This window comes from Pseudomonas sp. GM55 (assembly GCF_000282395.1).
Classification (GTDB): domain Bacteria; phylum Pseudomonadota; class Gammaproteobacteria; order Pseudomonadales; family Pseudomonadaceae; genus Aquipseudomonas; species Aquipseudomonas fluorescens_CC.
In genome coordinates, this window is the sequence record NZ_AKJJ01000061.1 from 19,144 (window position 1) to 45,071 (window position 25,928).

The window sequence follows — 25,928 nt, forward strand, 5'->3', positions numbered from 1 at the left end:
AACATCTGGCCGATGAAGGGTTATTCATCCATTCACGTCCTGATTAATAGTGGCCACCACGATATCCACCCCCGTGATAGCCACCGCCGTGATACCCGTGACCACGGTAATAACCATGCCCACCGTAGTAATAGGAGCGATAGCCGCCGTAATAATGTGGACCGTAGTAACCGTAGGAGTAAGGCGAGTAGTAACCGGGATAGTAATAAGGTGCCGCGTAAACATCGGCAGGACCGTCGTAGTAGTAGCAGCCAGACAATCCAACACCGAGCACTGCACCGAACAACAATCGACGTAACATGACGGCCTCCGTAAAGACCTGTGACAGCAGCCAGCACAGACCGGCTGACATCTGTTTTGACTGGTAAATCCCTGCCAAGTGCAACGTCGCACCCACCTTCTGATCAGCGGCGAATACGTTCCAATGCGGTGCGCCTGCGCACCATCACAAGGCAGTCCGCCTTGCCAGTCCAACCCGTCGTCCTCCCTGCCCCCCGCGCCAGAGCCCTCGGAGCAACTTGGCACGCCTCTCGCTTTAGCAAGACCGTGCAGGAGTCACTACAGGTTCGCGGCACCACAATTTGAAAATGGCTGACTAGGGTTCCGGCTCGCAATCGCGAGTGACTGGTCCGAGAGTTGGCGACCTCCAGTTGAGGTTACACGGCGGGACAAAAGCCCGGGAGACAAGCCACCGCTAGCGGTGCCGCTGCCGTCCTGTCCGTCCTTGATCAACTGGAGAACCACCATGTCCCAGCTTCGTTTACCCGCCCTGCTCGCCGCTGCATTCGCAGCCCTCGTGAGCTTCTCGTCCCAGGCTGCCCAGAAAGATCACTTCAGTGTTTGCTGGACGATCTATGCCGGCTGGATGCCATGGGAATACGCCGGCAGCCAGGGCATCGTCGACAAATGGGCGAAGAAGTACGGCATCAAGATCGACGTGGTGCAGCTCAATGACTATGTCGAATCGATCAACCAGTACACCGCTGGCCAGTTCGATGGCTGCACCATGACCAACATGGACGCGCTGACCATTCCGGCCGCCGGTGGCGTTGACAGCACGGCGCTGATCGTCAGCGATTTCTCCAACGGCAACGACGGCATCGTGCTCAAGGGCGCGGGCAAGAAAGTCGCCGACCTCAAGGGCATGGACGTCAATCTGGTCGAACTGTCGGTGTCCCACTACCTGCTGGCCCGAGCGCTGGATTCGGTGGACCTCACCGAAAAAGACCTGAAAGTGGTCAACACCTCCGACGCCGACATCTCCGCCGCCTTCAACACCGACCAGGTCAACGCCGTTACTACCTGGAACCCGATGCTCTCGGACATCAAGGCCAAGCCCGGGGTGAGCGAAGTGTTCAACTCCAGCCAGATCCCCGGCGAAATCATGGACATGATGGTGGTCAACAGCGCCACCCTCAAAGACAACCCGGCCCTGGGCAAGGCCCTGACCGGTGCCTGGTTCGAAGTCGTCGAGTTGATGAACGCGAAAAACGCCGCCAGCAAAGCCGCGCTGGAACACATGGCCAAAGCCTCGGGCACTGACCTGGCGGGTTTCCAGGCGCAACTGGACACCACCCGATTGTTCGCCACGCCCAAGGAGGCCCTGGCGTTCAGCACCAGCAAGCAACTGCCGGACACCATGCGCAAGGTCGCAGAGTTCTCCTTCCAGCATGGCTTGCTGGGTGAAGGCGCCAAGGACACCAGCGCAGTCGGCATGGCCTTCGCCAACGGCGTGACCAGCGGCGACAAAGGCAACCTCAAGCTGCGCTTCGACCCGAGTTACGTGCAGATGGCCGCCGACGCCAAGCTGTAATCAGGAGAACTGGCCATGCGCCTGATCAACCGTCACCCGGACCGCCCGAGTCGCCTGCTGTTGGTGATCCTGCCGTTTGCCCTGGTGCTGTTCGCCTACTTCACGGGCTCGGCCGAGCGACTGACGGACAACCCCAACGACAAACTGCTGCCCAGCGCCGTGCAGATGACCGACGCAGTGAAACGCCTGGCGTTCGTGGCCGACACCCGTACCGGCGAATACCTGCTCTGGCAGGACACGGCGTCCAGCCTGAAGCGCCTGGCCATCGGCCTGGGAATCAGCGCCCTGGCCGGTCTGTGCCTGGGCATCGCCGCCGGTACCCTGCCGCTGTTCGGTGCGCCGTTATCCCCCTTGCTGACAGTGCTGTCGATGGTGCCGCCACTGGCGATCCTGCCGATCCTGTTCATTGTCTTCGGCCTGGGGGAATTGTCGAAAGTGATGCTGATCGTCATCGGCATCACCCCGGCCCTGGCCCGGGACCTGGAACAGCGCGCCCGGGAAATCCCCGTGGAGCTGCTGATCAAGGCCCAGACCCTCGGTGCCTCGACCTGGACTTTGATGCTGCGGGTGGTGCTGCCGCAATTGTTGCCGCGCCTGCTGATTTCCCTGCGGCTGATGCTCGGCTCGGCGTGGCTGTTCCTGATCGCCGCCGAAGCCATCGCCTCCACCGACGGCCTCGGTTACCGGATCTTCCTGGTGCGCCGCTACCTGGCCATGGACGTGATCCTGCCGTACGTGGTGTGGATCACCCTGCTCGCCTGGCTGATGGATTGGGGGCTCAAGCACCTGACCCGTCGGGCGTTTCCCTGGTATGAGGGGGCCGCCAAATGAGCTTCATCACCGTGAAAAACGTCTGGCAGCAATACGCCGACCAAGTGGTGCTCGAAGGCCTGAACCTGAACGTCAACGAGGGTGAGTTCTGCACGCTCGTGGGTGCATCCGGTTGCGGCAAATCGACCTTCCTGCGCCTGCTGCTCGGCCAGGAGCGTGCCAGTCGCGGCGAGATCCTGCTCGACGGCCAGCCCTTGGCCGGCGAACCGGATGCCAGCCGTGGCGTGGTGTTCCAGCGCTATTCGGTATTCCCGCACCTGAGCGTGCTGGACAACGTAGCGCTCGGTCTCGAATTGCCACGCTCACCGCTGCTCGGACGTCTGTTCGGCAGTGCCAAAAAAGACGCCCGCGAACAGGCATCGCAGATGCTGCAAAAAGTCGGCCTCGGTCACTCGCTGGACAAGTACCCGGCGCAGCTCTCCGGCGGCATGCAACAACGGCTGGCCATTGCCCAGGCGCTGATCATGAAGCCGCGCGTGTTGTTGCTCGACGAACCCTTCGGCGCCCTTGATCCGGGCATCCGCAAAGACATGCACGCCTTGCTGCTGGAGCTGTGGCGCGAGACCCGACTGACGGTGTTCATGGTCACCCATGACCTGTCCGAAGGCTTCAGCCTCGGCACACGCCTGCTGGTGTTCGACAAGGTCCGCCTCGACCCGCACGCCCCCGGCGCCTACGGCGCACGCATCACCTACGACATCCCTTTGAACAGCGACCGCCGCACCCGCCGTGCCGCCGTCGACGCCTTGCCAGTGCAACTGGCGGGCTCACTTCGAACCGCTTGAGAGGGTTTTGCCCATGACTGATTCGACCCAACTGTTCCCGCCCTTCGCCGAGGAAACGCTCCCCGGCGGCGGCCATCGTTCTTTCGTGCTCAAGCGCGGCCAATTGCTGCGCCTGACCGATCTGCGCGGTGGCGCCAACGTCAGCCTGACGTTGCTCAACGCCAATGAAAAAACCGAACGCCTGAACCTGCCCGACAGCCTCAAGTGCCAACACACCGCCAAACTCACCGCCGGCCATTGCCTGTACTCCGACATGGGCCGCGTGCTGGCTGCAATCACCGCCGACACTTGCGGCTGGAGCGACAGCCTGGGCGGCGTGCTCTGCGCAGAAGAAGTGGCAGAAAAGTACGGCACAGGCCGCTACCAGGAACTGCGCAACGGCTTCTTCCGCAACGGTACCGACAACCTGTTGGTGGAGCTGGGCAAGTGGGGGCTGGGCCTGTCCGACCTGCTGATGACCCTCAACCTGTTCAGCCGCGTGAACGTCGACGACACCGGACGCTTCCATTTCGTCGCAGGCAATTCCAAGGCTGGCGACTACATCGAGTTGTACGCGCCGATGGACACCTTGGTGGTGCTCACCGCCTTGCAGCACCCGATGGACCCTCTGCCTGAATACGCGCCGAAACCCTTGAAGCTGAGCTGGATGAACGCCGACGCCAGTGTCGCCGAACACTGCCGCACCTCGCGCCCGGAAAACGAGCGCGGTTTCATCAACACCGACCGCTTGTTCGCCTGAGGATCGCTGCCATGTCACTCGCTATCGCTTGCGCTCCACAGTCGCCCGAAACGGCCGTTTACCGAGCCACCATCCCCGCTGGCGAACCCTGGCTGATGGAGGTCAAGGCCGGCCAGACCCTGCGCATCCTCGATCTTGAAGGCAATCAGGCTGTCGATACGCTGTTCTACAGCGTCGCCAACCCGAAGGAGCGCTACGACGTGCAGCGCACCCTGCGCCGGCAGAACAGCGTGTACCTGAGCACCGGCAGCGTGCTGTATTCCAACCTCGGCAAGCCGATGCTGACCATCGTCGCCGATACTTGCGGACGTCACGACACCCTAGGCGGCGCCTGTGCGCAAGAGAGCAACACCGTGCGCTATGCCCTGGAAAAACGCTACATGCACAGCTGCCGCGACAACTACCTGCGCGCCTGTGTCCATGATGGCCGCCTGAGCAAGGGCGACATCGGGCCGAACATCAATTTCTTCATGAACGTACCGGTCACCGCCGACGGCGGCCTGACCTTCGAAGACGGCATCTCGGCACCGGGCAAGTACGTCGACCTGCGTGCAGAGATGGACGTCATCGTGCTGATCTCCAACTGCCCGCAACTGAACAACCCGTGCAATGCCTACAACCCCACCCCTGCGGAGCTGCTGGTATGGAACTGAGATTCGCGCGGTTGCGCCGCTGGTTGTTTGCCTTATGCCAGGCCCGCTCGGGGCAGTGCATCAAGTAACCGATCCATCTGTAGGAGCTGGCTTGCCAGCGAATGGGCCAGCACTTTCAACAATGATGTGACTGACACACCGCTTTCGCTGGCAAGCCAGCTCCTACAGGGCTGCTGTCAATTTCTGCCGTCGGGGACGACCCCGGCTCTCATCGAAAAACTGCGGGACGGCCCGCATCCCCTCCAGGGGTTATGCCATGTTCGAAAAAGTCCTGATCGCCAACCGTGGCGCCATTGCCTGCCGCATCCTGCGGACCTTGCGCGAGCTGCAAGTGCAGGGTGTTGCCGTGTACTCCGAAGCCGATGCCGCCAGCCTGCACATCCTGCAAGCCGATGAAGCCCACAGCCTCGGCGAAGGTGCGGCCGCCGGCACTTACCTGGCGGTCGATAAAATCCTCGCCATTGCCAAGACCTGCGGCGCCACCGCGATCCATCCCGGCTACGGCTTTCTCTCGGAAAACGCCGCGTTCGCCGAAGCCTGCGCGGCCGCCAACATCGCCTTCATCGGCCCGACGCCCGAACAACTGCGCGTGTTTGGCCTCAAGCACACTGCGCGCGCCCTGGCCAAACAACACGGCGTGCCGATGCTCGAAGGCACCGAACTGCTCGACAGCCTCGATGCCGCGCTGCAGGCCGGTGAACAGGTCGGCTACCCGGTGATGCTCAAGAGCACCGCCGGCGGTGGCGGCATCGGCATGCGCGTGTGTCGCAGCGCGGCCGAGTTGAGCGAATCCTTCGAAGCGGTCAAACGCCTGGGCCAGAACAACTTCAGCGACGCCGGGGTGTTCATCGAGAAGTACATCCAGCGCGCGCGTCATCTGGAAGTGCAGGTGTTCGGCGACGGTCACGGTGAAGTGATCGCCCTCGGCGTGCGCGACTGCTCGGTGCAACGCCGCAACCAGAAGGTCCTCGAGGAAACCCCGGCGCCGAACCTGCCCGACGGCATGGCCGATGAACTGTGCGCGGCGGCGATCAAACTGGCCAAAGCGGTGAGTTACCGCAGCGCCGGCACCGTGGAATTCGTCTTCGACAGCGATGCCCGGCGTTTCTACTTTCTGGAAGTGAACACCCGTTTGCAGGTGGAGCACGGCGTCACAGAACAGGTGTGGGGCGTCGACCTGGTGCGCTGGATGGTGCAATTGGCGGCCGGTGACCTGCCGCCGCTGAGGGACCTGATACAGGGTTTGAAACCGCAGGGTCATGCGATTCAGGCGCGGTTGTATGCCGAGGATCCGGGTCGCGATTTCCAGCCGAGCCCCGGTTTGCTCACTGCGGTGAATTTCCCCGCCGCCGATGGCAAACAGCTGCGCATCGACAGCTGGGTCGAGGCTGGCTGCGAGATCCCACCGTACTTCGATCCGATGATCGCCAAGATCATCAGTTGGGCGCCGACTCGCGAAGAGGCGACTGCGGATCTGCATCAGGCGCTGGGAGCCAGCCTGCTCTATGGCGTGGAAACCAACCGCGACTACCTGCGGCAGATTCTGCTCGATGCGCCTTTCGCCAGCGGGCAACCGTGGACCCGTTGCCTGGAAGGCCTGGTCTATCAGGCCAACACGTTCGAGGTGCTCAGCGCTGGCACCCAGACCAGCGTACAAGACTATCCCGGGCGCCTCGGCTACTGGGCGGTCGGCGTGCCGCCTTCGGGGCCGATGGACAGTCGCGCGCTGCGTCTGGGCAATCGTTTACTGGGCAATGACGAAGGCGCGGCGGCGCTGGAAATCACCATGAGCGGGCCGTTGCTGCGCTTCAATTGCGATTCCGTTATCGCAGTAACCGGGGCAGTGATTCCGTTGATGTTGAACGGTGAAAGCGTGCCGATGAACACCGCACTGGCCGTTACGGCGGGCGCGAAGTTGAGCCTCGGCACCATTGCTGGCGCGGGCGCCCGTAGTTACCTGTGCCTGCGCGGCGGCCTGCAGGTGCCGGACTATCTGGGCAGCAAAAGCACCTTCACCCTCGGCCAGTTCGGCGGCCATGGCGGGCGCGCCTTGCGGGCCGGTGATGTGTTGCACCTGCCAGCCCTGAATGACCGCAGCGTCGGTCAACAACTGGCGGAAGATCAGCTCACCGGGCTGCCAGCGATTCGGCAGATTCGTGTGATCTACGGCCCCCACGGCGCCCCGGAATATTTCACGGAAAACTACATCGGCACCTTCTTCTCCACTCAGTGGGAAGTGCATTTCAACTCCAGCCGCACGGGCGTCCGCCTGATCGGGCCAAAACCGCAATGGGTGCGCGCCGACGGTGGTGAAGCCGGTTTGCATCCCTCGAACATCCACGACAATCCGTATGCCATCGGTGCGGTGGATTTTACCGGTGACATGCCGGTCATCCTCGGCCCGGATGGCCCGAGCCTCGGCGGGTTCGTGTGTCCGGTGACGGTGATCGAGGCGGATCTTTGGCAATTGGGCCAGCTCAAGGCCGGGGACAAGGTGCAGTTTGTGCCCGTCGATATCAAAACCGCCCGCACCCTCGCCTTGAAATGGGAACCCTGTAGGAGCTGGCTTGCCAGCGAAGGGGACAGATCAGGCACCGCATCAAATTCTTCGCTGGCAAGCCAGCTCCTACAGGGGGTTGTGTCGCCTGTTGTGCTGGATATCGGGCAGGACGATACGCGGCTGGTCGCAAGACTGTCCGGCGATACCCATCTTCTCCTTGAGATCGGCGCCCCCGAACTCGATCTGGTCCTGCGTTTCCGCGCCCACGCCCTGATGCAGGCCCTGGAAAGCAAACACCTGCACGGCGTGATCGACCTCACCCCCGGCATTCGTTCGCTGCAAATCCACTATCAACCCGAGCAACTGCCACTGGCCGACCTGCTTGGCATCGTTGCCGGCGAATGGGACGCCGTGTGCGCCGCCAAAGACCTGCAAGTGCCCTCGAGGATCGTCCATCTGCCGCTGTCCTGGGATGACCCTGCGTGCCAGTTGGCCATCGAGAAATACATGACCACCGTGCGCAAGGATGCTCCATGGTGCCCGAGCAACCTGGAGTTCATCCGCCGCATCAACGACCTGCCGAACCTCGATGAAGTCCAGCGCACGGTGTTCGATGCCAGTTACCTGGTGATGGGGCTGGGTGACGTTTACCTCGGCGCACCGGTCGCCACTCCGCTCGACCCGCGCCATCGCCTGGTGACCACCAAGTACAACCCGGCGCGCACCTGGACCGCCGAGAACTCGGTGGGCATCGGTGGCGCCTACATGTGCGTCTACGGCATGGAAGGCCCCGGCGGTTATCAGTTTGTCGGGCGTACGTTGCAGATGTGGAACCGCTACCGCGAAGTCGCCGCGTTCGATGGTAAACCGTGGCTGCTGCGTTTTTTCGACCAGATCCGTTTCTACCCGGTCAGCGCCGATGAACTGCTGCGCATCCGCCGGGATTTCCCCCTCGGGCGCTTCGACCTGAACATCGAGCACAGTCAGTTGAATCTGGAGGAATATCAGGCATTCCTGGCGCAGCAAGCCGAGAGCATTGCCGCGTTTCGCGATCAGCAAAAAGGCGCATTCAATGCTGAACGCGAACGCTGGATCGCCAGTGGCCAGGCCCATTTCGACAGTGAAGAACCGGCCCCGGAGGCGACCGAAGAGGCGCCGTTGACCTGCGGTCAACAGAGCGTCGACAGCCACATCGCCGGCAACCTCTGGCAGGTCCTGGTCGAGGCCGGCAGCCGCGTCGAGGCCGGTGATGTGCTGGTGATCCTGGAGTCGATGAAGATGGAAATCCCCCTGCTTGCACCAATGGCCGGCGTGGTGCGCGAGATTCGCGTGCAACCGGGTTCGGCGGTGCGCGCTGGACAACGCGTCGTGGTGCTGGAACTCGACTGAACCCATTTTGCCAAGGACTCATGCCATGAACATCAATCTGCAACTCGACGCCCTGCGCAGCGCCTACCGCGATGGCAGCATCACCCCCCGGCAACTGCTGCCGGGCCTGCGGGACAAAGCCGCGGCGCTGAACCCGGACTATCACCTGTTCATCCACTTGCTCAGCGCTGAAGAACTGGAATCTTACCTCGCCGCCCTTGACGGTCGCGACCTCGACAGCCTGCCCCTGTATGGCGTGCCATTCGCGATCAAGGACAATATCGACCTGGCGGGCATTCCGACCACGGCGGCGTGCCCGGCATTTGCCTACGTGCCGGACCGTTCGGCGACCATCGTCGAACAACTGCTGGCACTCGGTGCGATTCCGTTGGGCAAGACCAATCTCGACCAGTTCGCCACGGGGCTCAACGGCAGCCGCTCACCGTACGGCGCATGCCCCAACAGCGTGTTGCCGGAGTACCCGTCGGGCGGCTCCAGCGCCGGTTCGTCGCTGGCGGTAGCGCTCGGGGTCGCGAGTTTTTCGCTGGGCACTGACACCGCTGGCTCCGGGCGTGTGCCGGCGGCGTTGAACAATCTGGTCGGCATGAAAGCCACCAAGGGCCTGATTTCGACGGCCGGCGTCGTACCGGCCTGTCGTACGCTCGATTGCGTCACCACATTTACCGCCACGGCGCGGGAGGCCAGCCAGTTGCTGGCGCTCACTGCGCGCCTCGACCCACGGGACGAATACAGCCGCAGCAATCCGTTGTGGAACGACGGCTCGGCGTTCGGCACACCACGGCCGTTCCGTTTCGGCGTGCCGCGTGCGCAGGACCTGCAATTCTTCGGCTGCCCTGAAGGCCCGCTGTTGTTCGGTGACGCCATCGACCGCCTCAAGGCCTTGGGCGGCGAAGCGGTGGAACTGGACCTGTCACCGTTTTTGGAGGCCGCTCGTTTGCTCTATGAAGGCCCGTGGGTGGCCGAGCGCTACAGCGTGGCCGGTGAGTTGATGGCGCAAAAACCCGAGGCCGTGTTGCCAGTGATTCGCGCCGTATTGGCCAAGGCAACCGCCGTCGACGGCGTGCAAACCTTCCGCGCCCAATACCGGCTGCAAGCGCTCAAAGCCTTGTGCGACACCGCGCTGGAAGGCCTTGATTGCGTCGTCACGCCGACCATCGGCCGCCCGGTCAGGCTAGCGGAGCTCAAGGCCGAACCGGTGCTGCGCAACTCGGAACTGGGCTACTACACCAACTTCATGAACCTGCTCGATTACGCCGCCGTCGCCGTACCCAGTGCATTCATGGACAACGGCCTGCCATGGGGCGTGACGCTGTTTGGCCGGGCCTTTACCGATCAGTACCTGTTGAGCGTGGCGGATGCCTTGCAGCGTCAGCAAGGCTTGGCCGCACCTGCACCGCTGGCGGTTGCACGCCATGATCGGGCGCGGCTGGTGGTCTGCGGTGCGCATCTGGACGGCTTGGCGTTGAACTGGCAACTCAAGCAGCGCGGTGCCCGCTTGGTGGAAACGACCTTCAGTTCGCCGGACTATCAACTCTATGCCCTGGCCGGCGGCCCGCCGTTTCGTCCGGGCATGGTCCGCGTGAAGGATAGCGGCGTGGCGATTGCGGTGGAAGTCTGGGAGTTGCCGAGCAGCGAGTTGGGGTCGTTCCTGACCGGGATTCCGGCGCCGCTGGGGTTGGGCAAGGTACAACTGGCGGATGGTCGCTGGGAGAGCGGGTTTATCTGCGAGGCGCATGGGCTGGAGGGCGCGGTGAACATCAGCCATTTTGGCGGGTGGCGGATGTATCTGAAAACACTTCGGTGATCTTTCGATTCGCTGGCAAGCCAGCTCCTACAGGTTCTGCGCTGTCCCTGTAGGAGCTGGCTTGCCAGCGAAGACGTCAGCCCAGACACCGCCACACCTGATACCTACCGATATACCCTGCGAATCCAGCAGTTATTTCCCGACCGTACCCTTAGAATGCATGCCATCGGATCACTGCCAATGGAGCTGCCATGCCGCTTCGCTCGCCGCTGTATTCTCAACGTTCGTTGGTTCTTACGCTGGTCGCGTTGCTGGGCGCAGGTTTCCTCGCCACTTCCTTTCTCAGCTACTACGCCTCCCGGGCCTCGATCCGCGACAACATCGTCAACACCGAGCTGCCGCTGACGTCGGACACGGTCTATTCGGAAATCCAGAAAGACCTCGTCAGGCCGATCCTGATTTCCTCGATGATGGCCCGCGATACCTTCATGCGCGACTGGGTGGTCAACGGTGAAATAGACTCCGACCAGATGACCCGCTACCTCAACGAGGTCATGACCCACTACGGTGCCTACACCGCATTCTTCGTCTCCGACACCAGCCTGACCTACTACCACGCCAAGGGAGTGCTCAAACAGGTCAAGGCCACCGAACCCCGCGACGCCTGGTACTTCCGCGTGCGGGACATGCACGAAGCCCGGCGCGAGCCCAAACCGCTGACCGCCTCGCAGCTGGACCTCGACCAGGTACTGATCGGTTTCGCCCGGGATCTGGAAAGTTGTCTGCGGCATTCCGACATCGTCTGCCGCTGGGTCGGTGGAGAGTTCATCGTGCTGCTCAAGGACACCGACGGCAAGACAGGCCTGATGATTGCCGAGAAAATTCGCCAGCACGTGGAACAACAGCGCCATGCCTACCACGACAAAGCCTTGCAACTGACCGTGAGCATTGGTCTCACGACCCTGCAGCCCGATGACACCTTGCACAGCCTGCTGTCACGGGCGGATCATGCGATGTACCGGGCCAAGCAAAGTGGCCGTAACCGAACCTGCGTGGAAATGTCTCACTCCGTCCATGAACCAGCCTGACCTCTGCCCCGCCTGCGGCGCCCCCAACGACTGCACCCTGGCTGACCCGCGAACCGCCGACCGCGCCTGCTGGTGCTACGGCGTCAGCATCGACCCGGCAGTGCTCCAGGCGCTGCCGGCGCAACTGCGCAACGCCGCGTGCCTGTGCCCGCGTTGCGCCGAGGTCGAGGCGCAGTTGCAAGCAGCGTCCGGGTCGATCAAGTAAGATGCGCGCCCCTTTTCTTCACTGATCCCTAGTCATGCGTGTCGACCGATTCCTCAGCAACCTGCCGTGCTTCAACCGTAAGCAGGTGCGCCTGTTGCTGGTGGAAAAACGCGTCAGGGTTGACGGAAAAGTCGTCAGCGACCCGCACAGCGAAGTCCGCGAATTCAGCCGTGTCGAAGTGGACGACGACGTGCTGCAAGTCGGCAAGCCGCTGCGCCACTTCATGTTGCACAAGCCCATCGGATGCGTCAGTGCCACGCGGGATCCGCAGCACCCGACCGTGCTCGATCTGATCCATGAACCGGGCAAGGACGAACTGCACATCGCCGGCCGCCTGGATTTCAATACCACCGGCCTGATGCTGATCACCAATGACGGCAGCTGGTCGCGTCGACTGACCCAGCCGCAGACCAAATTGCCCAAGGTCTATTACGTCGAAACCGAGCAGGACATCGGCCCTGAATACGCGATCAAATTCAGCGAAGGGTTGTACTTCGCCTTCGAAGACCTCACCACGCAACCAGCCGAGATAGAGCGGCTCGGGCCGAAATCGGCACGCCTGAGCATTGTCGAGGGCCGTTATCACCAGGTGAAGCGCATGTTCGGCCACTTCGACAACAAGGTGCTGCGCCTGCACCGCGAACGCATGGGGCCGCTGGTGCTCGACGACGCGTTGAAACCGGGCGAATACCGCCCGCTGACCAACGAAGAGATCCGATCGATCTAAGCGCACGACCGCTCAGCAGAAAGTTGTCGAACAATTTATCAACGGCACTTGCGCAATGATGTGACCCCTGCTTGAATCAGGACGTCGGCCGAATTGTGACCGATGAGTCACCCCATACTTCTAAGAAACTTTTTGCCGGTAGGAACCCAAGGGTTCCGGCCTCACCCGGCAGACTGCCCGCCAATAACAATACCCGTCGACCGGACTGCAATGGATCGACATGGGCCTCTCAAATTCCAGGCGTATGCCTACCTGTCACAAAGCTCGTGCAATCTCTATTTGCGCGCATACCCGCTTGCCAGGAGTCTTATGACATGAGGCCAGAAATCGCTGTGCTGGATATACAGGGTCAGTACCGGGTTTACACGGAGTTCTATCGCGCAGACGCCGCAGAGAAGACCATTATTCTGGTCAACGGCTCGATGGCCACGACTGCGTCGTTTGCACAAACCGTGAAAAACCTCCATCCGCAGTTCAACGTCGTCTGCTACGACCAGCCCTACGCGGGCCGGTCAAAAGCCCACAACCTGCATGAGAAAATGCTCACCAAGGAAATCGAAGGGCAGATCCTGCTGGAGCTGATCGACCACTTCGCCGCCGAGCACGTGCTGTCTTTTTCCTGGGGGGGCGCCGCGACCATGATGGCGTTGTCGCAACGGCCACGGCGCATCGAAAAAGCCGTGATCAGCTCGTTCTCCCCGGTGATCAACGCGCACATGCTCGACTACCTCGAGCGCGGCGTCGAACACCTCGGCAACCTGGACCGCGACCGGGTCGGGCACCTGGTGAACGACACCATCGGCAAACACCTGCCGTCGCTTTTCAAGCGCTTCAACTATCGCCACGTCAGCTCCCTGGCCGAGCATGAGTACGGGCAGATGCACTTCCACATCAACGACGTGCTGCACAGCGACCGCCAGTGCTACCTGCACGCGGCGAAAAAAATCGATGTGCCGGTGCTGTTCCTCAACGGCGAATGGGACGAATACACCGCCGCCGACGACGCCCGGTTGTTCGCCGGCCACGTGCAACACAGCACGTTCAGCACCCTTCAGGCCACCGGCCACTTTCTCGACATGGAGCACAAAGCCGCCTGCCGAGACAGCCGCAACGCACTGATGGGGTTCCTGAAACCAGCGCAACACGAAAGCCGACCGCGTTACCACAACGTCCAGGAACACCATGCATTGGCAAGCTGAAGTAGCGTCATCGCGAGCAAGCCCCGCCCTGCAGCATTAAACGTATTGCGCAGGCGCGAGGCTTGCCCGCGATCGACCGTCACGGGTTCCACGCGTTGTTGATACATCCGGGTTAAACCCGCCCCACGTAAAGAAAAACTTCAAATCGCCGGCCGTATCTGGTACAAAGTCACCGCTCTGAGCGGGTGTCGTATAATGGCATTACTCCAGCTTCCCAAGCTGATAACGAGGGTTCGATTCCCTTCACCCGCTCCAATCGAATTCAGTCTCACGTCAGGATGGTTTTGACGGGGGATATAGACACAGAAAAAACCGGCCTTGATGGCCGGTTTTTTTGTGCCCGGGATTTGGTGGGTTTTGCTTCTTCAGTCATTCCGCCATCTTCCCTCATCGATTAGCAAGTGCCCCTGGGCGATAGCGTCTATCCTGAGACCTGTTAGCGTTTTTTTCGAAAAACATAGATTTGTTATCAAATTCAATCCGACATTAGTGTTTTCACCGTTTCGAAATTAGCGTTTTCGCATCTTTTGCGTATAGATCCCGGTACGCGAATAAAGAAACCGTAGAGCGACGTTGAGCCCGGCAATTGATCCCTTATTCTCCCGGCTCACCCTTCGCCCCGAGATCAACATGCACAATTCAGAGTTGGGAATCATGATCATTTCATTGATCGGGTTGTTCGGCTTTGCCTCCTTTGCCTTTGAGTACTTGAGTGCCCGGCGCTCAAAAAAGAACAAGCCACAGTGATTTTTCCAAACCGTAAAAAGGGGCAGATAACGCTCATCAACTGTCCCTTTTTTGCATCAGCGGGTCGCGACGATAAACAGTCGCGGGAATGGCAACAGTACCGAACCATCGGTCAAGGCCGGATACGCCCGTTCGATAGCCGCCTGATACTGCTTCAGATACTGCACCCGTTCCGCCTCATCCAGCGGATCGAGGAACGGCCGCAAACCGCTGCCCTTGAACCACTCCACCACACCAGACGCACCGCCCGCGAGGGGATGATGGTAGGTGGTGCGCCACACATCGACGCGGGTGCAGCAGGCTTTGAGTATCGAGTAGTAACCGCTGGCACTTTCCATCTCCGTGCGCTGCCCGGCAGCGCCTGCCAGTTTTCCCACCCATGGACCGTCCGCGGCCACATCGCGCATCAAGCGATGTGAAGGTTCATTGAGGTTGTCAGGCATCTGGATCGCCAGGCTGCCACCCGGTGCCAATTTATTCACCAATGACGGCAGCAACGCTGCGTGATCGGGCACCCACTGCAACACCGCGTTGGCGAAAATCACGTCGAACGGGCCGCTGTCGTTCCAGGTGTCGATATCGGCAACATCGAACTGCACATTCGGCAGGCGCTTGCGCGCGGCCTCGATCATGTCGGTCGAACTGTCCAGCCCGCGCACCGTGGCGTTGGCAAAACGCTCGACCAGCAACTCGGTGGAGTTACCGGGGCCGCAACCGATATCAATGGCCGAATGCACGTCCCCGGCGGGGATGGCCGCCAGCAGGTCACGGGCGGGACGGGTGCGCTCATCTTCAAAAGCGACGTACTGCTTGGCGGACCAACTCATTGCGTTCTCCTGTCGGTGTATCGTTCTGGCCGAGGTCAGCAACCGGATCGCTACGATACCTCGACTGGAAGGCATTGCCCTATCCCGACCTTTGGTGGAGTGCGTTGAGCTTTCCCTTGACCTGCTGACGCTCAACTTTTGGCCTGCAACGCCTTGGCCATTTGCAGATGATTGTGCAATTTAGGCAGGGTTTCCTCGGCGAATGCCTTGATTTGCGGTACGTCGGTGGTCTGCGCTTGCTGCTGCAACTGATCGATGGCTTCCTGCGTGGTCTTCACTTGACTGGCTGTATAGGCCTCATCGAAGGTCGCCCCATCCATGACTTGCGGCATCAGGGCTTTGGCCTTTTCGACAATTTCTTCCCGCGGGGCCACCGGCAAATCCAACTGTTTGGCGATTTTCGCCAGGTGCTGGTTCGCAGTGGTGCGGTCGTTGATGACGACGATGGTGTAGTCCTTGACTTCCCTGGACTCGGATTTCTGGTGTGCCAGGCGACTCGCTTCAATGTCGGCGATACCTTTTGCCGAGGCCTCGTCGATGAATTCGGCGGGGGACTGGGCAAAAGTGCTGCTGGCTGACAGGCCCAGTAACATGGCAAAACTGGCATTGCATAATCGGGTGGCCATGCGGTTCATGGTCGCGCCCTCCTTTTTCCAATTCAAACGGGAGCTTTCGCCCCCGCCTCTCAATCAAAACCACCTGCATCCATTAGCGGGATTTCTGACCGCCCTTGCGGCCCATGTCGGGTTTCGCCGGGTCTTTATCGACGGTCGTGGTGGTGGTTTTCCCACCCTTGCGACCCGCTTCAGAGACCTTCGTTCGGTCCTTGGCGAAGTTTCCCGAGTTCGAGTTTCTTGAGTCAGGCATGATTCTCTTCCTCTTGGTGATGATCGCGGCGAGCCTGCGCCCGCATAGAATCTGAATTTGCGCGTCGCAAAAGGTTTAGAGAATTGCGTGGATAACACGACGAACGGTGCCCGGCTGTCAGACCATTCGCAGGTGATGTTCGCGTTTGGCGCAATACATCGCCTCGTCGGCATGCCGGAACAACTGCTTTTCTTCGGTGCCGTGATCGGGGTATCGGGCGACGCCGATACTTGGCTGGATACTCAGGTTATGCCCGTCCAGACGCAGGGGCTGGGCCAGGACCTGACGGATTTTTGCGACCACGATATCGGTGTCTCCCGAGGCGTGAATGCTGTGCAGCAGCACCACGAACTCATCGCCGCCAATGCGGGCCACCGTGTCGGTTTCCCGCACGCAGCCCTTGAGCCGGTTGGCCACTGCCTGCAGCAGCATGTCGCCAACCGCGTGGCCATGGGTGTCATTGACTTGCTTGAAGCGGTCGAGGTCGACGTACAACAGCGCCATGTACCCGCCGTCCTCACGGGCCAATCGCAGTGACGCCTTGAGCCGGTCGCGCAGCAGCTCACGGTTGGGTAACTGGGTCAGTTGGTCGTACTGGGCCATGTGTTGCAGGCGGGCGTGCAATTGCTTGCGCTCGATGGCGGTCGCGATCTGGGCACAGACGTATTGCAGCAGTTCCATGTCTTGCTCGGTGTAGCGTTCACCGCCCGGAATGCTTTTGACGATCAATGCGCCGATGGTGCCGTTTTGCGAGTTCAGCGGCACACCCAGCCAACAGGGTGCGTTCTGCCCGGTTACCAGCACTTCGAAGCCGGCAGGCGGTGTGCTCTGGTCCGGGGTCAGCAGGATCGGCTGCCCCGTGCGGATCACTTCGGTGCACAGGCGCCCGGTGATGGTTCCGGGTTGTTCGGGCTGTGGCTCGTGGTCATCGACGTGATAAGGGAAATTCAGTTGCGCGCAGTGCTCGTCGTACAGCGCCACGGAAAAATTCAGTGCCGGCAGCCATTCGCCAATGATCAAGTGGATGCGCTTGAACAACGCCAGCAGATCCTCTGCCGCATGGGCCGCCTCGGAAATCGCATACAACGCGGCCTGCCGGGATTCGGCCTGCTTGCGTTCGGTGATGTCGCGAGCCACCGCGATGCGCAACTGGTCGACCTCGGACCAGCGTGCCGACCAGAGGATGTGCACCACGCGGCCATCCTTGCGCAGGTAGCGGTTTTCGAAGTTGAGCTTGGGCTCGCCGCCCATGATTTCCCGGGCAGCGTCGAGGGTGCGCTGGCGATCGGCCGGATGCACCATGTCGATCATCGGCTGGCCGATCATCTCATCGGCGCTGTAGCCGAATATGCGCTCGCACGCCGCACTGACAAAGACGAAGCGGCCCTGTTTATCCACCGCACAGACGGCGTCCAGCAACAGATCGATATAGCTCGCCAGCGGCGCGGAATTTCGGTTTTCCATGGTTCAGCGTGGGTGCCCCGATAATGCAGCGCTCTTAAATCATCCCTGCCCCGTCAGCCTTGCATCCCTGTGATCATATTCAAGCCTTGTCCGGCATCAGCCCCGGCAACGCATGGACCAGCGCATTGATGGCGAAACCGATGAACATTACCCCGCACAACCGGGTGATTGCCAGTTCATGACGCTGGTACAAGGTACGCACTCGCCGTGCACCGACGATGCCGATGAGAATAGCGTAGGCGAGCAACCCGCCGACGAAGCTCAGGCCGATCAGTGTCGGCAGCATTGACCAGTGGAGCAGTTCCGCGCGGCTCGACAACAGCGCCGTGAACGTCGCCACCGCCACCGGATAGGCCTTGGGATTGGTCAGGCCAAACAGGATGCCGTGCCAGAACGGCTGCCGCGCCGCACCCTGCGGCGCATCACCGCTGCTGCGCCGCGCGCGCACCGCACGCCAGCCGAGCCAGAACAGGTACAGGCCGCTGAGCACACCAAGCACGTCGAACGCCGTACTGCCGATCTCCCGCGCACCGACAATCGCGATCAGCGCCGTGCCGCACCAGACCACATCGCCGAGCAAATGCCCGCACAGAAACCCCGCCCCGGCCCGTCGCCCATGGGCTGCGCCAATGCCGAACACCGCCAGCACACCCGGCCCCGGGGTGATGCCGTAGATAAAACCCGAGGCAAGCACGGCCATTAGCAACGATGGGGTCATGGGGAGTCCTTTTGAACGGCTTGGTGAATGGTGGCCAGTCTATATCAGGTCCTCAACTGCCGACTGCCTGATCGCGACAGAAAGCAGTCAACGGTGGGTCCCCTGCATGATCCGCTCATTCAACCAGTTCAACGCCTGATCCCCGCCTCGCCGCTTGTGCCAGACCAGTACGAAGGTGAACGACGGGATGTGAAACGGCGGTGACACGACGACCAATGAGGACTCATCGATATCGCGCAAGCCCCGGGACGCGACGGTAAGGATCAGGTCGGTGCCACTAATGAGTTCCGGGGCCACGCTCCAGTGCGGCAGGCTGATGGCGACGCGGCGGCGTTCACGCAGGGCGGTCAGGGCCCGCTCGATTTCCGGGGTGCCGCTGCCGCGCATCTCCAGCAGGACGTGAGGCCGTGCCAGATAGGTGGGCAGGTCGAGCACACCGTTGGCGGGCAAGCTTTTGCGGTCTACCAGGCAGGCGTAGTGCTCTTCGAACAGCGGGGTGCTGCGCAAATCATTGGGCATCTCCGGGAACACACCGATGGCGACATCAATGTCACCGTTGAGCACCCCGTCGAGCATGCCTTCGCGGCTGCCGTGGCTGATTTGCAGGTCGATGCCCGGCGCTTCGTGGCGCAACGTACGAATCAGTCCCGGCAGGACAATGGCGGCGCCATAGTCGGACATCGCCAGGCGCAAGGTGCGCTGGGTGGTCGCGGGATCGAAGGCATTGGGCGCCAGCAGCGCTTGCACCTGGGCCAGGGCTTCGGCCAGCGGCGCCACCAGTTCCAACGCTCGCGGCGTCGCTACAAGCCCGGCCCCGGCGCGCACCAGCAGCGGATCGCCGAGCAGATCGCGCAACCGAGCCAGCGCATGACTGACCGCTGGCTGGCTCAAATGCAGACGCTCGGCCGCCCGGGTCACATGTTGCTCGCTGAGCAAAGCGTCAAGGATCACCAGCAAGTTGAGGTCGATTCGGCGTAGATCATTCATTTGCTGCATGTTCTGAATAACAAAACGGAATTTAAATCTGCGTGACGAATACCCTAGAGTCCAGCAAAACCTGTTGGAGATCGATCATGAGTACGTTGCATTGGGCCGGTTGGTTGCTGCTGGCCGCATTCGCCGGGGCGGTGGTGCCGTTTCAGAGCGCAATCAACGTCAACCTGGGACGCGGCTTGGGTCATCCGTTGTGGGCGACGCTCGCCTCGTTGCTGGTGAGTGTTGCGGTGTTGTTGCCGATCATCGTTGCGATGCGTTTACCGTTGCCGTCTCTGGCATTCATCAGCCAGGCGCCGCTCTGGATGTGGGCAGGTGGCGCTTTTGGGGTGTGCTTTATTTCGCTGGCATTGGTGCTGCTGCCCACACTCGGTGCCGCGGGGTTCATGGCATTGGCGCTGGCGGGTCAAGTGGTGGCGTCGTTGTTGCTGGATCACTTTGGCTGGTTTGGGTTGGTGGAGCGGCCAATCAGCTTGCCCAAGGTGTTTGGGGTGGTGCTGTTGATGGCCGGGGTGGTGTTGATTCAATTTTTTGATGCACCGGCCAAAGGTTTGGCGACGGCGGGTTGAGGGGGCAACTGAAAGTGCGATGGCGCTTTTCAGGCCGCCATCGCGGGCAAGCCCGCTCCCACAGGAGGTAAGCGGTCATTGTGGGAGCGGGCTTGCCCGCGAAAGCGATTTGTCTGACACCGCAGCTATCAAGCCTTATCCAGAGTCCGCAACTTCTGCGGCAACCCCCACAGCAACAGCGCCACGGCAATCAGCGCGCAAACACCAATGACATACAGCGCCGGCGTGGTACTGCCGGTCAGGTCCTTGATCCGGCCGACCATCACCGGGCTGACAATGCCGCCGAACTGGCCCAGGGTGTTGATCACTGCGATCCCGCCGGCAGCCCCCGCACCAGCTCCGGCCAGCAGTTTCGGCGGCAGGGTCCAGAAGCTCGGGATGGAGGCGATGATCCCGGCACCGAGCAGGCCCAACGCAACAATCAGGAAAGTCGTGTGGCTGGCGAAGATCCCCGCACAGAAGAACCCGACCGCACCGACTGCCACCAGACCGGCGACATACTTGCGCCGCTCGCCGGAAGCATCGGACAGGCGTCCGATCACCACCATGCTGATGGCGCCGCAGATGTACGGGATGGACGTCAGCAAGCCGATCATCACCGGACTTTCGGTGCCGGCGCTGCGGATCAGTTGCGGTGCCCAGAAATTCAAGCCGTAGGACGCCACCTGAATCAGGAAATAGATCAGCCCCAATGTCAGGAAACCCGGGATCCGCAGGGCGGCGAGCAGCGAACCGCCGCTCTTGTGCGGCTCATGCTGAGCGATGCGGCTGGCCAGCAGGGTCTTCTCCGAAGGCGTCAGCCAATGGGCGTCTTCGATACGGTCCTTGAGCAGGGTCAACACCAGCAAACCGAGGCCGATGCATGGCACGCCACCGAGCAGGAACAGCCAGTGCCAGCCACGCATTTGCAGCACGCCGTCGAGGTGTTGCAGCACCAGGCCGGAGAACGGCGCGCCCACCAGGCCGGCGAACGCCGACGACAGGAACAGCATCGAGGTGATGCGCCCGCGATAGTGCTGCGGGAACCACAGGGTCAGGTAATACAGCACGCCCGGGGCGAAACCCGCCTCCATCGCGCCGATCACGAAGCGCAGCACGTAGAACTGCCATTCGCTGTTGACGAACACCATGGCCGCCGTGGCCAGCCCCCAGGACATCATGATCCGGGCGATCCAGCGCCGGGCACCGACCTTGTACAGCATCATGTTGCTCGGCACTTCGAAGATCACATAGCCGACCACGAACAACCCGGCGCCGAGGCCGTACGCGGTGTCGCTCAGGCTCAGGTCGGTCTGCAGCTGAAACTTGGCGAAGCTGATGTTGATGCGGTCGAAAAAGGCGAACAGGTAGCAGACCATGATCAGCGGCATCAGGCGCCAGGCGACTTTGCTGACCAGGGCTTTTTCGGTGTCGTGGCTAACGGACGGGCTCACGCCCGCCTCCAGTGCATTGAGGCTCATTGTGGTTCTCCAGGCGGACTTCCCGTGGGTGTCCGATTGTTTTTGTTGTCTGGTCAGGTGTGATGTTTTTTCTGTAGGAGCCGGCTTGCCGGCGAAGCGGCGTGTCAGTCGACATTGATGTGGAATGGGCTGGCCTCATCGCTGGCAAGCCAGCTCCTACAGTTTCGTTCGGTGTATCAAGAAGGGTTCGGATGCAGGTCGCAATTGCGCCCGGCCTTGGCCAGTTGACCGGGCACCTCGTGACCGAGCAGCGCCGGCAGTCCTCGCGACAGTTTCAGCAGCAGCGGCAAATCGATACCGGTGTGAATGCCGACTTCATCGCACAGGTTCACCAGATCCTCGGTGCAGATGTTCCCCGATGCTCCCGGTGCGAACGGGCAGCCGCCGAGGCCGCCGAGGGCCGCGTCGAAGCGCCGGGCACCGGCCTCGTAAGCGGCCAGCACGTTGCACAGGCCAAGGCCGCGAGTGTTGTGAAAATGCAGGGTCAGGTCTGATGGAGAGACCCTTTGCAGCACCCGGCGCACCAGCCGGTCGACCTGACGCGGGTTGGCCATGCCCGTCGTATCGGCCAGGGTAATGCCCCGGATGCCGAGCTCCTGATAGGCCTCGACGATTTGCAGTACGCGGTCCTCATCGATCTTGCCTTCGAACGGGCAGCCGAAGGTGGTGGCGATGCTGGCGTTGAGTCGCACAGGGCTATCGCCAACGAAGTGCACAATCTCGCCGAACGCCGCCAATGAATCTTCGCAACGCATGCGCATGTTCGCCAGGTTGTGGGTCTGGCTGGCGGACATCACCAGGTTCAGCTCATCGGCCCTGCACGCCAGTGCCCGTTGTGCGCCCTTGAGGTTGGGGATCAACGCGACGTAGATCACCCCAGGTTGCCGGGTGATGCCCTTGAACACCGACTCGCCATCGCGCAGTGCCGGTATGGCTTTGGGCGACACGAACGAACCGGCTTCGATACGGCTGAATCCGGCCTGCGACAGCTGGTCGATCAAGGCAATCTTGTCGTGGGTTTCAACCCAGGTCGGCTCGATTTGCAAACCGTCGCGCGGGGACACTTCCTGCACGATCAGGTGGTCGGAATAATCGCTGATCATTGCACCACCCCTTCGACTTTCAGGCGTTCGATGTCTGTTGCAGTCAGGCCCAATTGCGCGAGGATGCCGTCGGTGTGCTGGCCCAGCCCGGGGCCGGACCAGTTCACGCCGCCGGGGGTCTCGGAGAGTTTCGGCACGATGCCCGGCATCTTCACCGTGGCGCCACCGGGCAGCTCGGCATTGAGCAGCATGTCCCGCGCCTGATAGTGCGGGTCGGCAACGATGTCGGCCACCGAGTAGATGCGTCCGGCCGGGACTTCGGCAGCTTCCAGCGCGGCCAACACCTCGTCGATGGGCAGGCTGCTGGTCCAGTGGGTGATGGCGGCGTCGAGCAGATTGCTTTTGGCTGCACGCCCGTCGTTGTGGGCGAACTCCGGCGCTTCGGCCAGATCGGCGCGACCAATGGTTTGCATCAGGCGCCGGTAGATCGGGTCGCTGTTGCCGGCAATCACCACGTAGGCGCCGTCGGCGGTCAGATAGGTATTGGACGGCGCGATCCCCGGCAAGGCACCACCGCTGCGTTCACGCACATGGCCAAGCATGTCGTATTCCGGCACCAGGCTTTCCATCACGTTGAACACGCTTTCGGCCAGGGACACATCAACGACTTGCCCGCCGCCCTGCCCGGTCTTGACCCTTAGCAGCGACATCAGCGCGCCGATCACCGCATGCAGCGAAGCCAGGGAATCGCCAAGGCTCACACCAACCCGCGCCGGCGGCGAACCGGGCGTGCCGGTGGTGTAGCGAATCCCGCCCATGGCCTCGCCGATGGCACCGAAACCCGGACGATCGCGGTACGGGCCGGTCTGGCCGTATCCGGAAATCCGCACCAGCGTCAGGTTGGGGTTGAGCGCGTGCAGCACGTCCCAACCGAGGCCGAGTTTTTCAAGGGCGCCGGGGCGCAGGTTCTCGATCAGCACATCGGCGCTGGTCGCCAATTGCTTGACCAGTTCGATGCCTTCCGGGGATTTGAGGTTCAGCGCCAGGGACTTCTTGTTGCGTGATTGCAGGTACCACCACAATGAGGTGCCTTCGTGCAGCTTGCGCCATTTGCGCAGGGGATCGCCCTGGCCCATGGCTTCGATCTTGATCACCTCGGCGCCGAACTCGGCGAGCATGCGCGCGGCAAACGGCGCGGCGATCAGCGTGCCGATCTCGATCACTTTGATCGCACTCAAGGGGGCAGTCATCGCGGGGTACCTCTTGTTCTTGGAATATGAGCCAAGGCTAGAGGACAGGGGACTCGGGAATCCAACCTTCAGTTGGCAACGGGCGTTCGCGAAATGCGAACGCCCGCGAAATTCTTCGCGACCTCAGGACCGCCATCGCGGGCAAGTCGGATCGCCGCACCGCCGCTCCCACAGGTTCTGTGAACACCACAGTACACTGTGGGAGCGGGCTTGCCCGCGATAGGGCCGGTGCAATCAACCGGGATCTGTCAGGCTGAACCCCGCAAATGCTCAAACAACATCCGGCTCACCGGCGACAGCAACGCCTCATCCCGCACCACCAGAATCAACGCCCGGTCCGACCATTCGTCCGTCAACGGCACCGCGTGCAAACCCAGCGCCCGGCCAAACAATTCATAGGCCCGCTGCGGCAGGATGCCGATCCCCATGTTGGCCTGGATCATGCGACACATGGCATCGAACCCAGGCACATGAATGCGCACCCGCAACACCTTGCCGGCCTGGCGGGCGGCGGCGTGGGTGCGCATGTTGATCGAACTGGCGGCATGCAACCCGACGTAATCGCTGTCCAGCGTATCGGCGAAAGCCACGCTCGAGCGGCTCGCCAATGGATGATGCGGCGGCATCAACACCACCAGTTTGTCCTGGCGGTACAGCACGCTGTGCAGGCCCTTGATGTCGCTGTCGATGGAGCAGATGCCGAGGTCGGCCACCCCGTCGAGCACACCCTGGATCACCCCGGCGCTGGGGCGTTCTTCGAGGTCGGTCTTGACCTGAGGATGACGCTCGGAAAAGTCCCGCAGGTCCTCGGGCAAAAACTGAATGATCGCCGACAGGTTGGCGAGCATCCGCACATAGCCGCGCACACCGTGGCTGTGCTCGCCCAGTTCAAGGCCCATTTTCTCGACGTTGAACAACATCTGCCGGGCATGGTGCAGCAGCGTTTCACCGGCCGGCGTCAGGGACATGCCCTTGGCCTGGCGCACGAACAGGCTGATACCCAGCGCCTCCTCCAGCTCCATCAAACGCTTGCTCGCCGCCGAAACGGCAATCGCTTCGCGCGACGCCGCACGGGTCAGCGTGCCCTCTTCATGGACGGCGACGAACAGTTGCAGAGTGATCAGGTCGAGACGGCGGATCAGGCTTTTTTGCAGCATCGGGTACTCGGCGAAGTCGGCTCAGGCGAAGTCGCAGCATAGCGTTCTTCACCCGAGTCGTGCCGTGGTCCGGGCACCCGGTCGTGATAAAGTCGCCGCCCATAGACTTTTTGCCGTGAGACGAAGACCGCAATGACCGATTTCCAGGATGTCGATGCCCAACTTGAAGACTGGAACGCCTTGCGCAGCACCACTTCGTTCAGTGGTTTGCTGGTGGGCAACGGTGCCAGCCGCGCGGTGTGGGACGATTTCGGCTACGAGTCGCTGTTCGAAAACGCACGCACCGTTGAAGAAAAACCCCTGAGCCCGTCCGAACTCAGTGTGTTCGATGCGATGCAAACCCGCAGTTTCGAGCAGGTTCTGAGCGCGTTGAAAACCACCAGCCGGGTCAACAAGGCCCTAGCTGTCAGCTCCGCCGCCCCGCGCAATCGCTACTACGCGATCAAGGAAGCGCTGATCAATACCGTGCATGCGGTGCATATCCCGTGGAGGCTGGTAGTGCCATCGACGCTGGCAACCGTCCATCAGGAACTGGCCAGCTACCGCACGGTGTTCACCACCAATTACGACCTGCTCAACTACTGGGCGGTGCAACACCAGCCCGAGGCGATCACCGATCTGTTCCAGGGTGCCGAACCCGCTTTCGACCTGAGCGATACGGCCACCGACAAAACCCGCTTGCTGTACCTGCACGGCGGTCTGCATCTGGTGCGCAACCAGGACGGCACGGCGCGCAAGCTGATGTCGACCGAGGGCACGTTGCTGGGCAATTTCGCCATCAACAACACGATCAAGACCCTCGACGACGTGCCGCTGTTCGTCAATGAAGGCCCGAGTACGGACAAGCTCAAGACCATTCGCAGTTCGGACTACCTGTCGTTCTGCTACGAGCAGTTACTCGGTCACGGCCAGGCGCTGTGCATCTTCGGCCATGCGCTGGGGGAGCAGGACAGCCACATCATCCACGCCTTGCGCCTGGCGAAACCGCAGGTGGTGGCAATCTCGATTTACCCGCGCAGCAAGGCGTTCATCCAGCACCAGAAGCGGCATTACGCGAAAGTGTTCGAGGGGACGGGGGTGGAGTTGCGGTTTTTTGATTCGAAGAGCCATGCGCTGGGTGGCCCGAAGCTGGCGGTTCCGGTCGAGGTTTAGTCCAAAAC

Annotated in this window: 24 protein-coding genes, 1 tRNA gene and 1 riboswitch; of the genes, 14 read left to right on the plus strand and 11 right to left on the minus strand. The window is 61.7% G+C overall.

The window, feature by feature from the left end; all coding sequences use genetic code 11:
- Positions 1 to 43 precede the first annotated feature (43 nt).
- A complete protein-coding gene (locus tag PMI31_RS16890) occupies positions 44 to 301 on the minus strand; it encodes a hypothetical protein (protein ID WP_008019384.1) in 258 nt (85 codons plus the stop codon).
- A 283-nt stretch (positions 302 to 584) separates the two neighbouring features.
- A riboswitch (guanidine-I (ykkC/yxkD leader) is annotated at positions 585 to 685 on the plus strand.
- Between the two features lie 60 nt (positions 686 to 745).
- On the opposite strand from PMI31_RS16890, the gene PMI31_RS16895 reads away from it, so the two are divergent.
- From PMI31_RS16895 to PMI31_RS16950, 12 genes are all read left to right on the plus strand, one after another.
- Complete coding sequence (locus tag PMI31_RS16895; protein WP_008019386.1) at positions 746 to 1,813, plus strand: putative urea ABC transporter substrate-binding protein; 1,068 nt, start codon at positions 746 to 748, stop codon at positions 1,811 to 1,813.
- 15 nt (positions 1,814 to 1,828) lie between these two features.
- Entirely contained in the window at positions 1,829 to 2,644 is an 816-nt protein-coding gene (locus PMI31_RS16900) for an ABC transporter permease (RefSeq protein ID WP_008019387.1), read from the plus strand.
- A complete protein-coding gene (locus tag PMI31_RS16905) occupies positions 2,641 to 3,429 on the plus strand; it encodes an ABC transporter ATP-binding protein (protein ID WP_008019388.1) in 789 nt (262 codons plus the stop codon). The genes PMI31_RS16900 and PMI31_RS16905 overlap by 4 nt, the downstream gene beginning before the upstream one ends.
- Before the next feature lie 13 nt (positions 3,430 to 3,442).
- A complete protein-coding gene (locus PMI31_RS16910; protein WP_008019389.1) occupies positions 3,443 to 4,168 on the plus strand; it encodes an urea amidolyase associated protein UAAP1 in 726 nt (241 codons plus the stop codon).
- Positions 4,169 to 4,179: 11 nt separating this feature from the next.
- Positions 4,180 to 4,821: an urea amidolyase associated protein UAAP2 gene (locus PMI31_RS16915; protein ID WP_008019390.1), complete on the plus strand. Its 642-nt coding sequence runs from the start codon at positions 4,180 to 4,182 to the stop codon at positions 4,819 to 4,821.
- A gap of 256 nt (positions 4,822 to 5,077) precedes the next feature.
- Positions 5,078 to 8,710: an urea carboxylase gene (gene uca / locus PMI31_RS16920; RefSeq protein ID WP_008019391.1), complete on the plus strand. Its 3,633-nt coding sequence runs from the start codon at positions 5,078 to 5,080 to the stop codon at positions 8,708 to 8,710.
- Between the two features lie 25 nt (positions 8,711 to 8,735).
- A complete protein-coding gene (gene atzF, locus PMI31_RS16925; protein ID WP_008019392.1) occupies positions 8,736 to 10,514 on the plus strand; it encodes an allophanate hydrolase in 1,779 nt (592 codons plus the stop codon).
- Between the two features lie 191 nt (positions 10,515 to 10,705).
- Positions 10,706 to 11,542, plus strand: coding sequence for a GGDEF domain-containing protein (locus PMI31_RS16930; protein ID WP_008019393.1), 837 nt, complete (start codon positions 10,706 to 10,708; stop codon positions 11,540 to 11,542).
- The gene (locus PMI31_RS16935; protein WP_008019394.1) at positions 11,529 to 11,747 is read left to right on the plus strand and encodes a cysteine-rich CWC family protein; all 219 of its coding nucleotides are present in this window, start codon (positions 11,529 to 11,531) and stop codon (positions 11,745 to 11,747) included. Before PMI31_RS16930 ends, PMI31_RS16935 begins: the two co-directional genes overlap by 14 nt.
- 34 nt (positions 11,748 to 11,781) lie before the next feature.
- On the plus strand, positions 11,782 to 12,474 hold the full coding sequence (locus tag PMI31_RS16940; protein WP_008019395.1) for a pseudouridine synthase: 693 nt from the start codon (positions 11,782 to 11,784) through the stop codon (positions 12,472 to 12,474).
- 314 nt (positions 12,475 to 12,788) lie between these two features.
- The gene (locus PMI31_RS16945; protein ID WP_008019397.1) at positions 12,789 to 13,673 is read left to right on the plus strand and encodes an alpha/beta fold hydrolase; all 885 of its coding nucleotides are present in this window, start codon (positions 12,789 to 12,791) and stop codon (positions 13,671 to 13,673) included.
- A gap of 181 nt (positions 13,674 to 13,854) precedes the next feature.
- A tRNA-Gly gene (locus PMI31_RS16950) sits at positions 13,855 to 13,928 on the plus strand.
- Between the two features lie 548 nt (positions 13,929 to 14,476).
- On the opposite strand, the gene tam is transcribed toward PMI31_RS16950, so the two are convergent.
- The 6 genes from tam to PMI31_RS16985 form a co-directional block, all read right to left on the minus strand.
- Positions 14,477 to 15,247, minus strand: a complete 771-nt coding sequence (gene tam / locus PMI31_RS16960; protein WP_008019399.1) for a trans-aconitate 2-methyltransferase — start codon at positions 15,245 to 15,247, stop codon at positions 14,477 to 14,479.
- A gap of 131 nt (positions 15,248 to 15,378) precedes the next feature.
- Positions 15,379 to 15,882, minus strand: a complete 504-nt coding sequence (locus tag PMI31_RS16965; protein WP_008019400.1) for a DUF4142 domain-containing protein — start codon at positions 15,880 to 15,882, stop codon at positions 15,379 to 15,381.
- A gap of 73 nt (positions 15,883 to 15,955) precedes the next feature.
- Entirely contained in the window at positions 15,956 to 16,114 is a 159-nt protein-coding gene (locus PMI31_RS30030; protein WP_008019401.1) for a KGG domain-containing protein, read from the minus strand.
- 117 nt (positions 16,115 to 16,231) lie between these two features.
- Positions 16,232 to 17,578, minus strand: coding sequence for a sensor domain-containing protein (locus tag PMI31_RS16975; RefSeq protein WP_008019402.1), 1,347 nt, complete (start codon positions 17,576 to 17,578; stop codon positions 16,232 to 16,234).
- A 79-nt stretch (positions 17,579 to 17,657) separates the two neighbouring features.
- Complete coding sequence (locus tag PMI31_RS16980) at positions 17,658 to 18,296, minus strand: LysE family translocator (RefSeq protein WP_008019403.1); 639 nt, start codon at positions 18,294 to 18,296, stop codon at positions 17,658 to 17,660.
- An 87-nt stretch (positions 18,297 to 18,383) separates the two neighbouring features.
- On the minus strand, positions 18,384 to 19,292 hold the full coding sequence (locus tag PMI31_RS16985; RefSeq protein WP_008019404.1) for a LysR family transcriptional regulator: 909 nt from the start codon (positions 19,290 to 19,292) through the stop codon (positions 18,384 to 18,386).
- A 77-nt stretch (positions 19,293 to 19,369) separates the two neighbouring features.
- Between PMI31_RS16985 and PMI31_RS16990 the strand changes: the two genes are divergently transcribed.
- Complete coding sequence (locus PMI31_RS16990; protein ID WP_008019405.1) at positions 19,370 to 19,858, plus strand: DMT family transporter; 489 nt, start codon at positions 19,370 to 19,372, stop codon at positions 19,856 to 19,858.
- Between the two features lie 128 nt (positions 19,859 to 19,986).
- On the opposite strand, the gene PMI31_RS16995 is transcribed toward PMI31_RS16990, so the two are convergent.
- From PMI31_RS16995 to PMI31_RS17010, 4 genes are all read right to left on the minus strand, one after another.
- A complete protein-coding gene (locus PMI31_RS16995; protein WP_008019407.1) occupies positions 19,987 to 21,318 on the minus strand; it encodes an MFS transporter in 1,332 nt (443 codons plus the stop codon).
- A 176-nt stretch (positions 21,319 to 21,494) separates the two neighbouring features.
- A complete protein-coding gene (locus PMI31_RS17000) occupies positions 21,495 to 22,421 on the minus strand; it encodes a hydroxymethylglutaryl-CoA lyase (RefSeq protein WP_008019408.1) in 927 nt (308 codons plus the stop codon).
- Positions 22,418 to 23,611: a CaiB/BaiF CoA transferase family protein gene (locus PMI31_RS17005; protein WP_008019409.1), complete on the minus strand. Its 1,194-nt coding sequence runs from the start codon at positions 23,609 to 23,611 to the stop codon at positions 22,418 to 22,420. Before PMI31_RS17005 ends, PMI31_RS17000 begins: the two co-directional genes overlap by 4 nt.
- A 248-nt stretch (positions 23,612 to 23,859) precedes the next feature.
- Positions 23,860 to 24,768, minus strand: coding sequence for a LysR family transcriptional regulator (locus PMI31_RS17010; RefSeq protein ID WP_008019410.1), 909 nt, complete (start codon positions 24,766 to 24,768; stop codon positions 23,860 to 23,862).
- A 132-nt stretch (positions 24,769 to 24,900) separates the two neighbouring features.
- On the opposite strand from PMI31_RS17010, the gene PMI31_RS17015 reads away from it, so the two are divergent.
- On the plus strand, positions 24,901 to 25,920 hold the full coding sequence (locus tag PMI31_RS17015; RefSeq protein WP_008019412.1) for a DUF4917 family protein: 1,020 nt from the start codon (positions 24,901 to 24,903) through the stop codon (positions 25,918 to 25,920).
- The last annotated feature ends 8 nt before the right edge of the window (positions 25,921 to 25,928 follow it).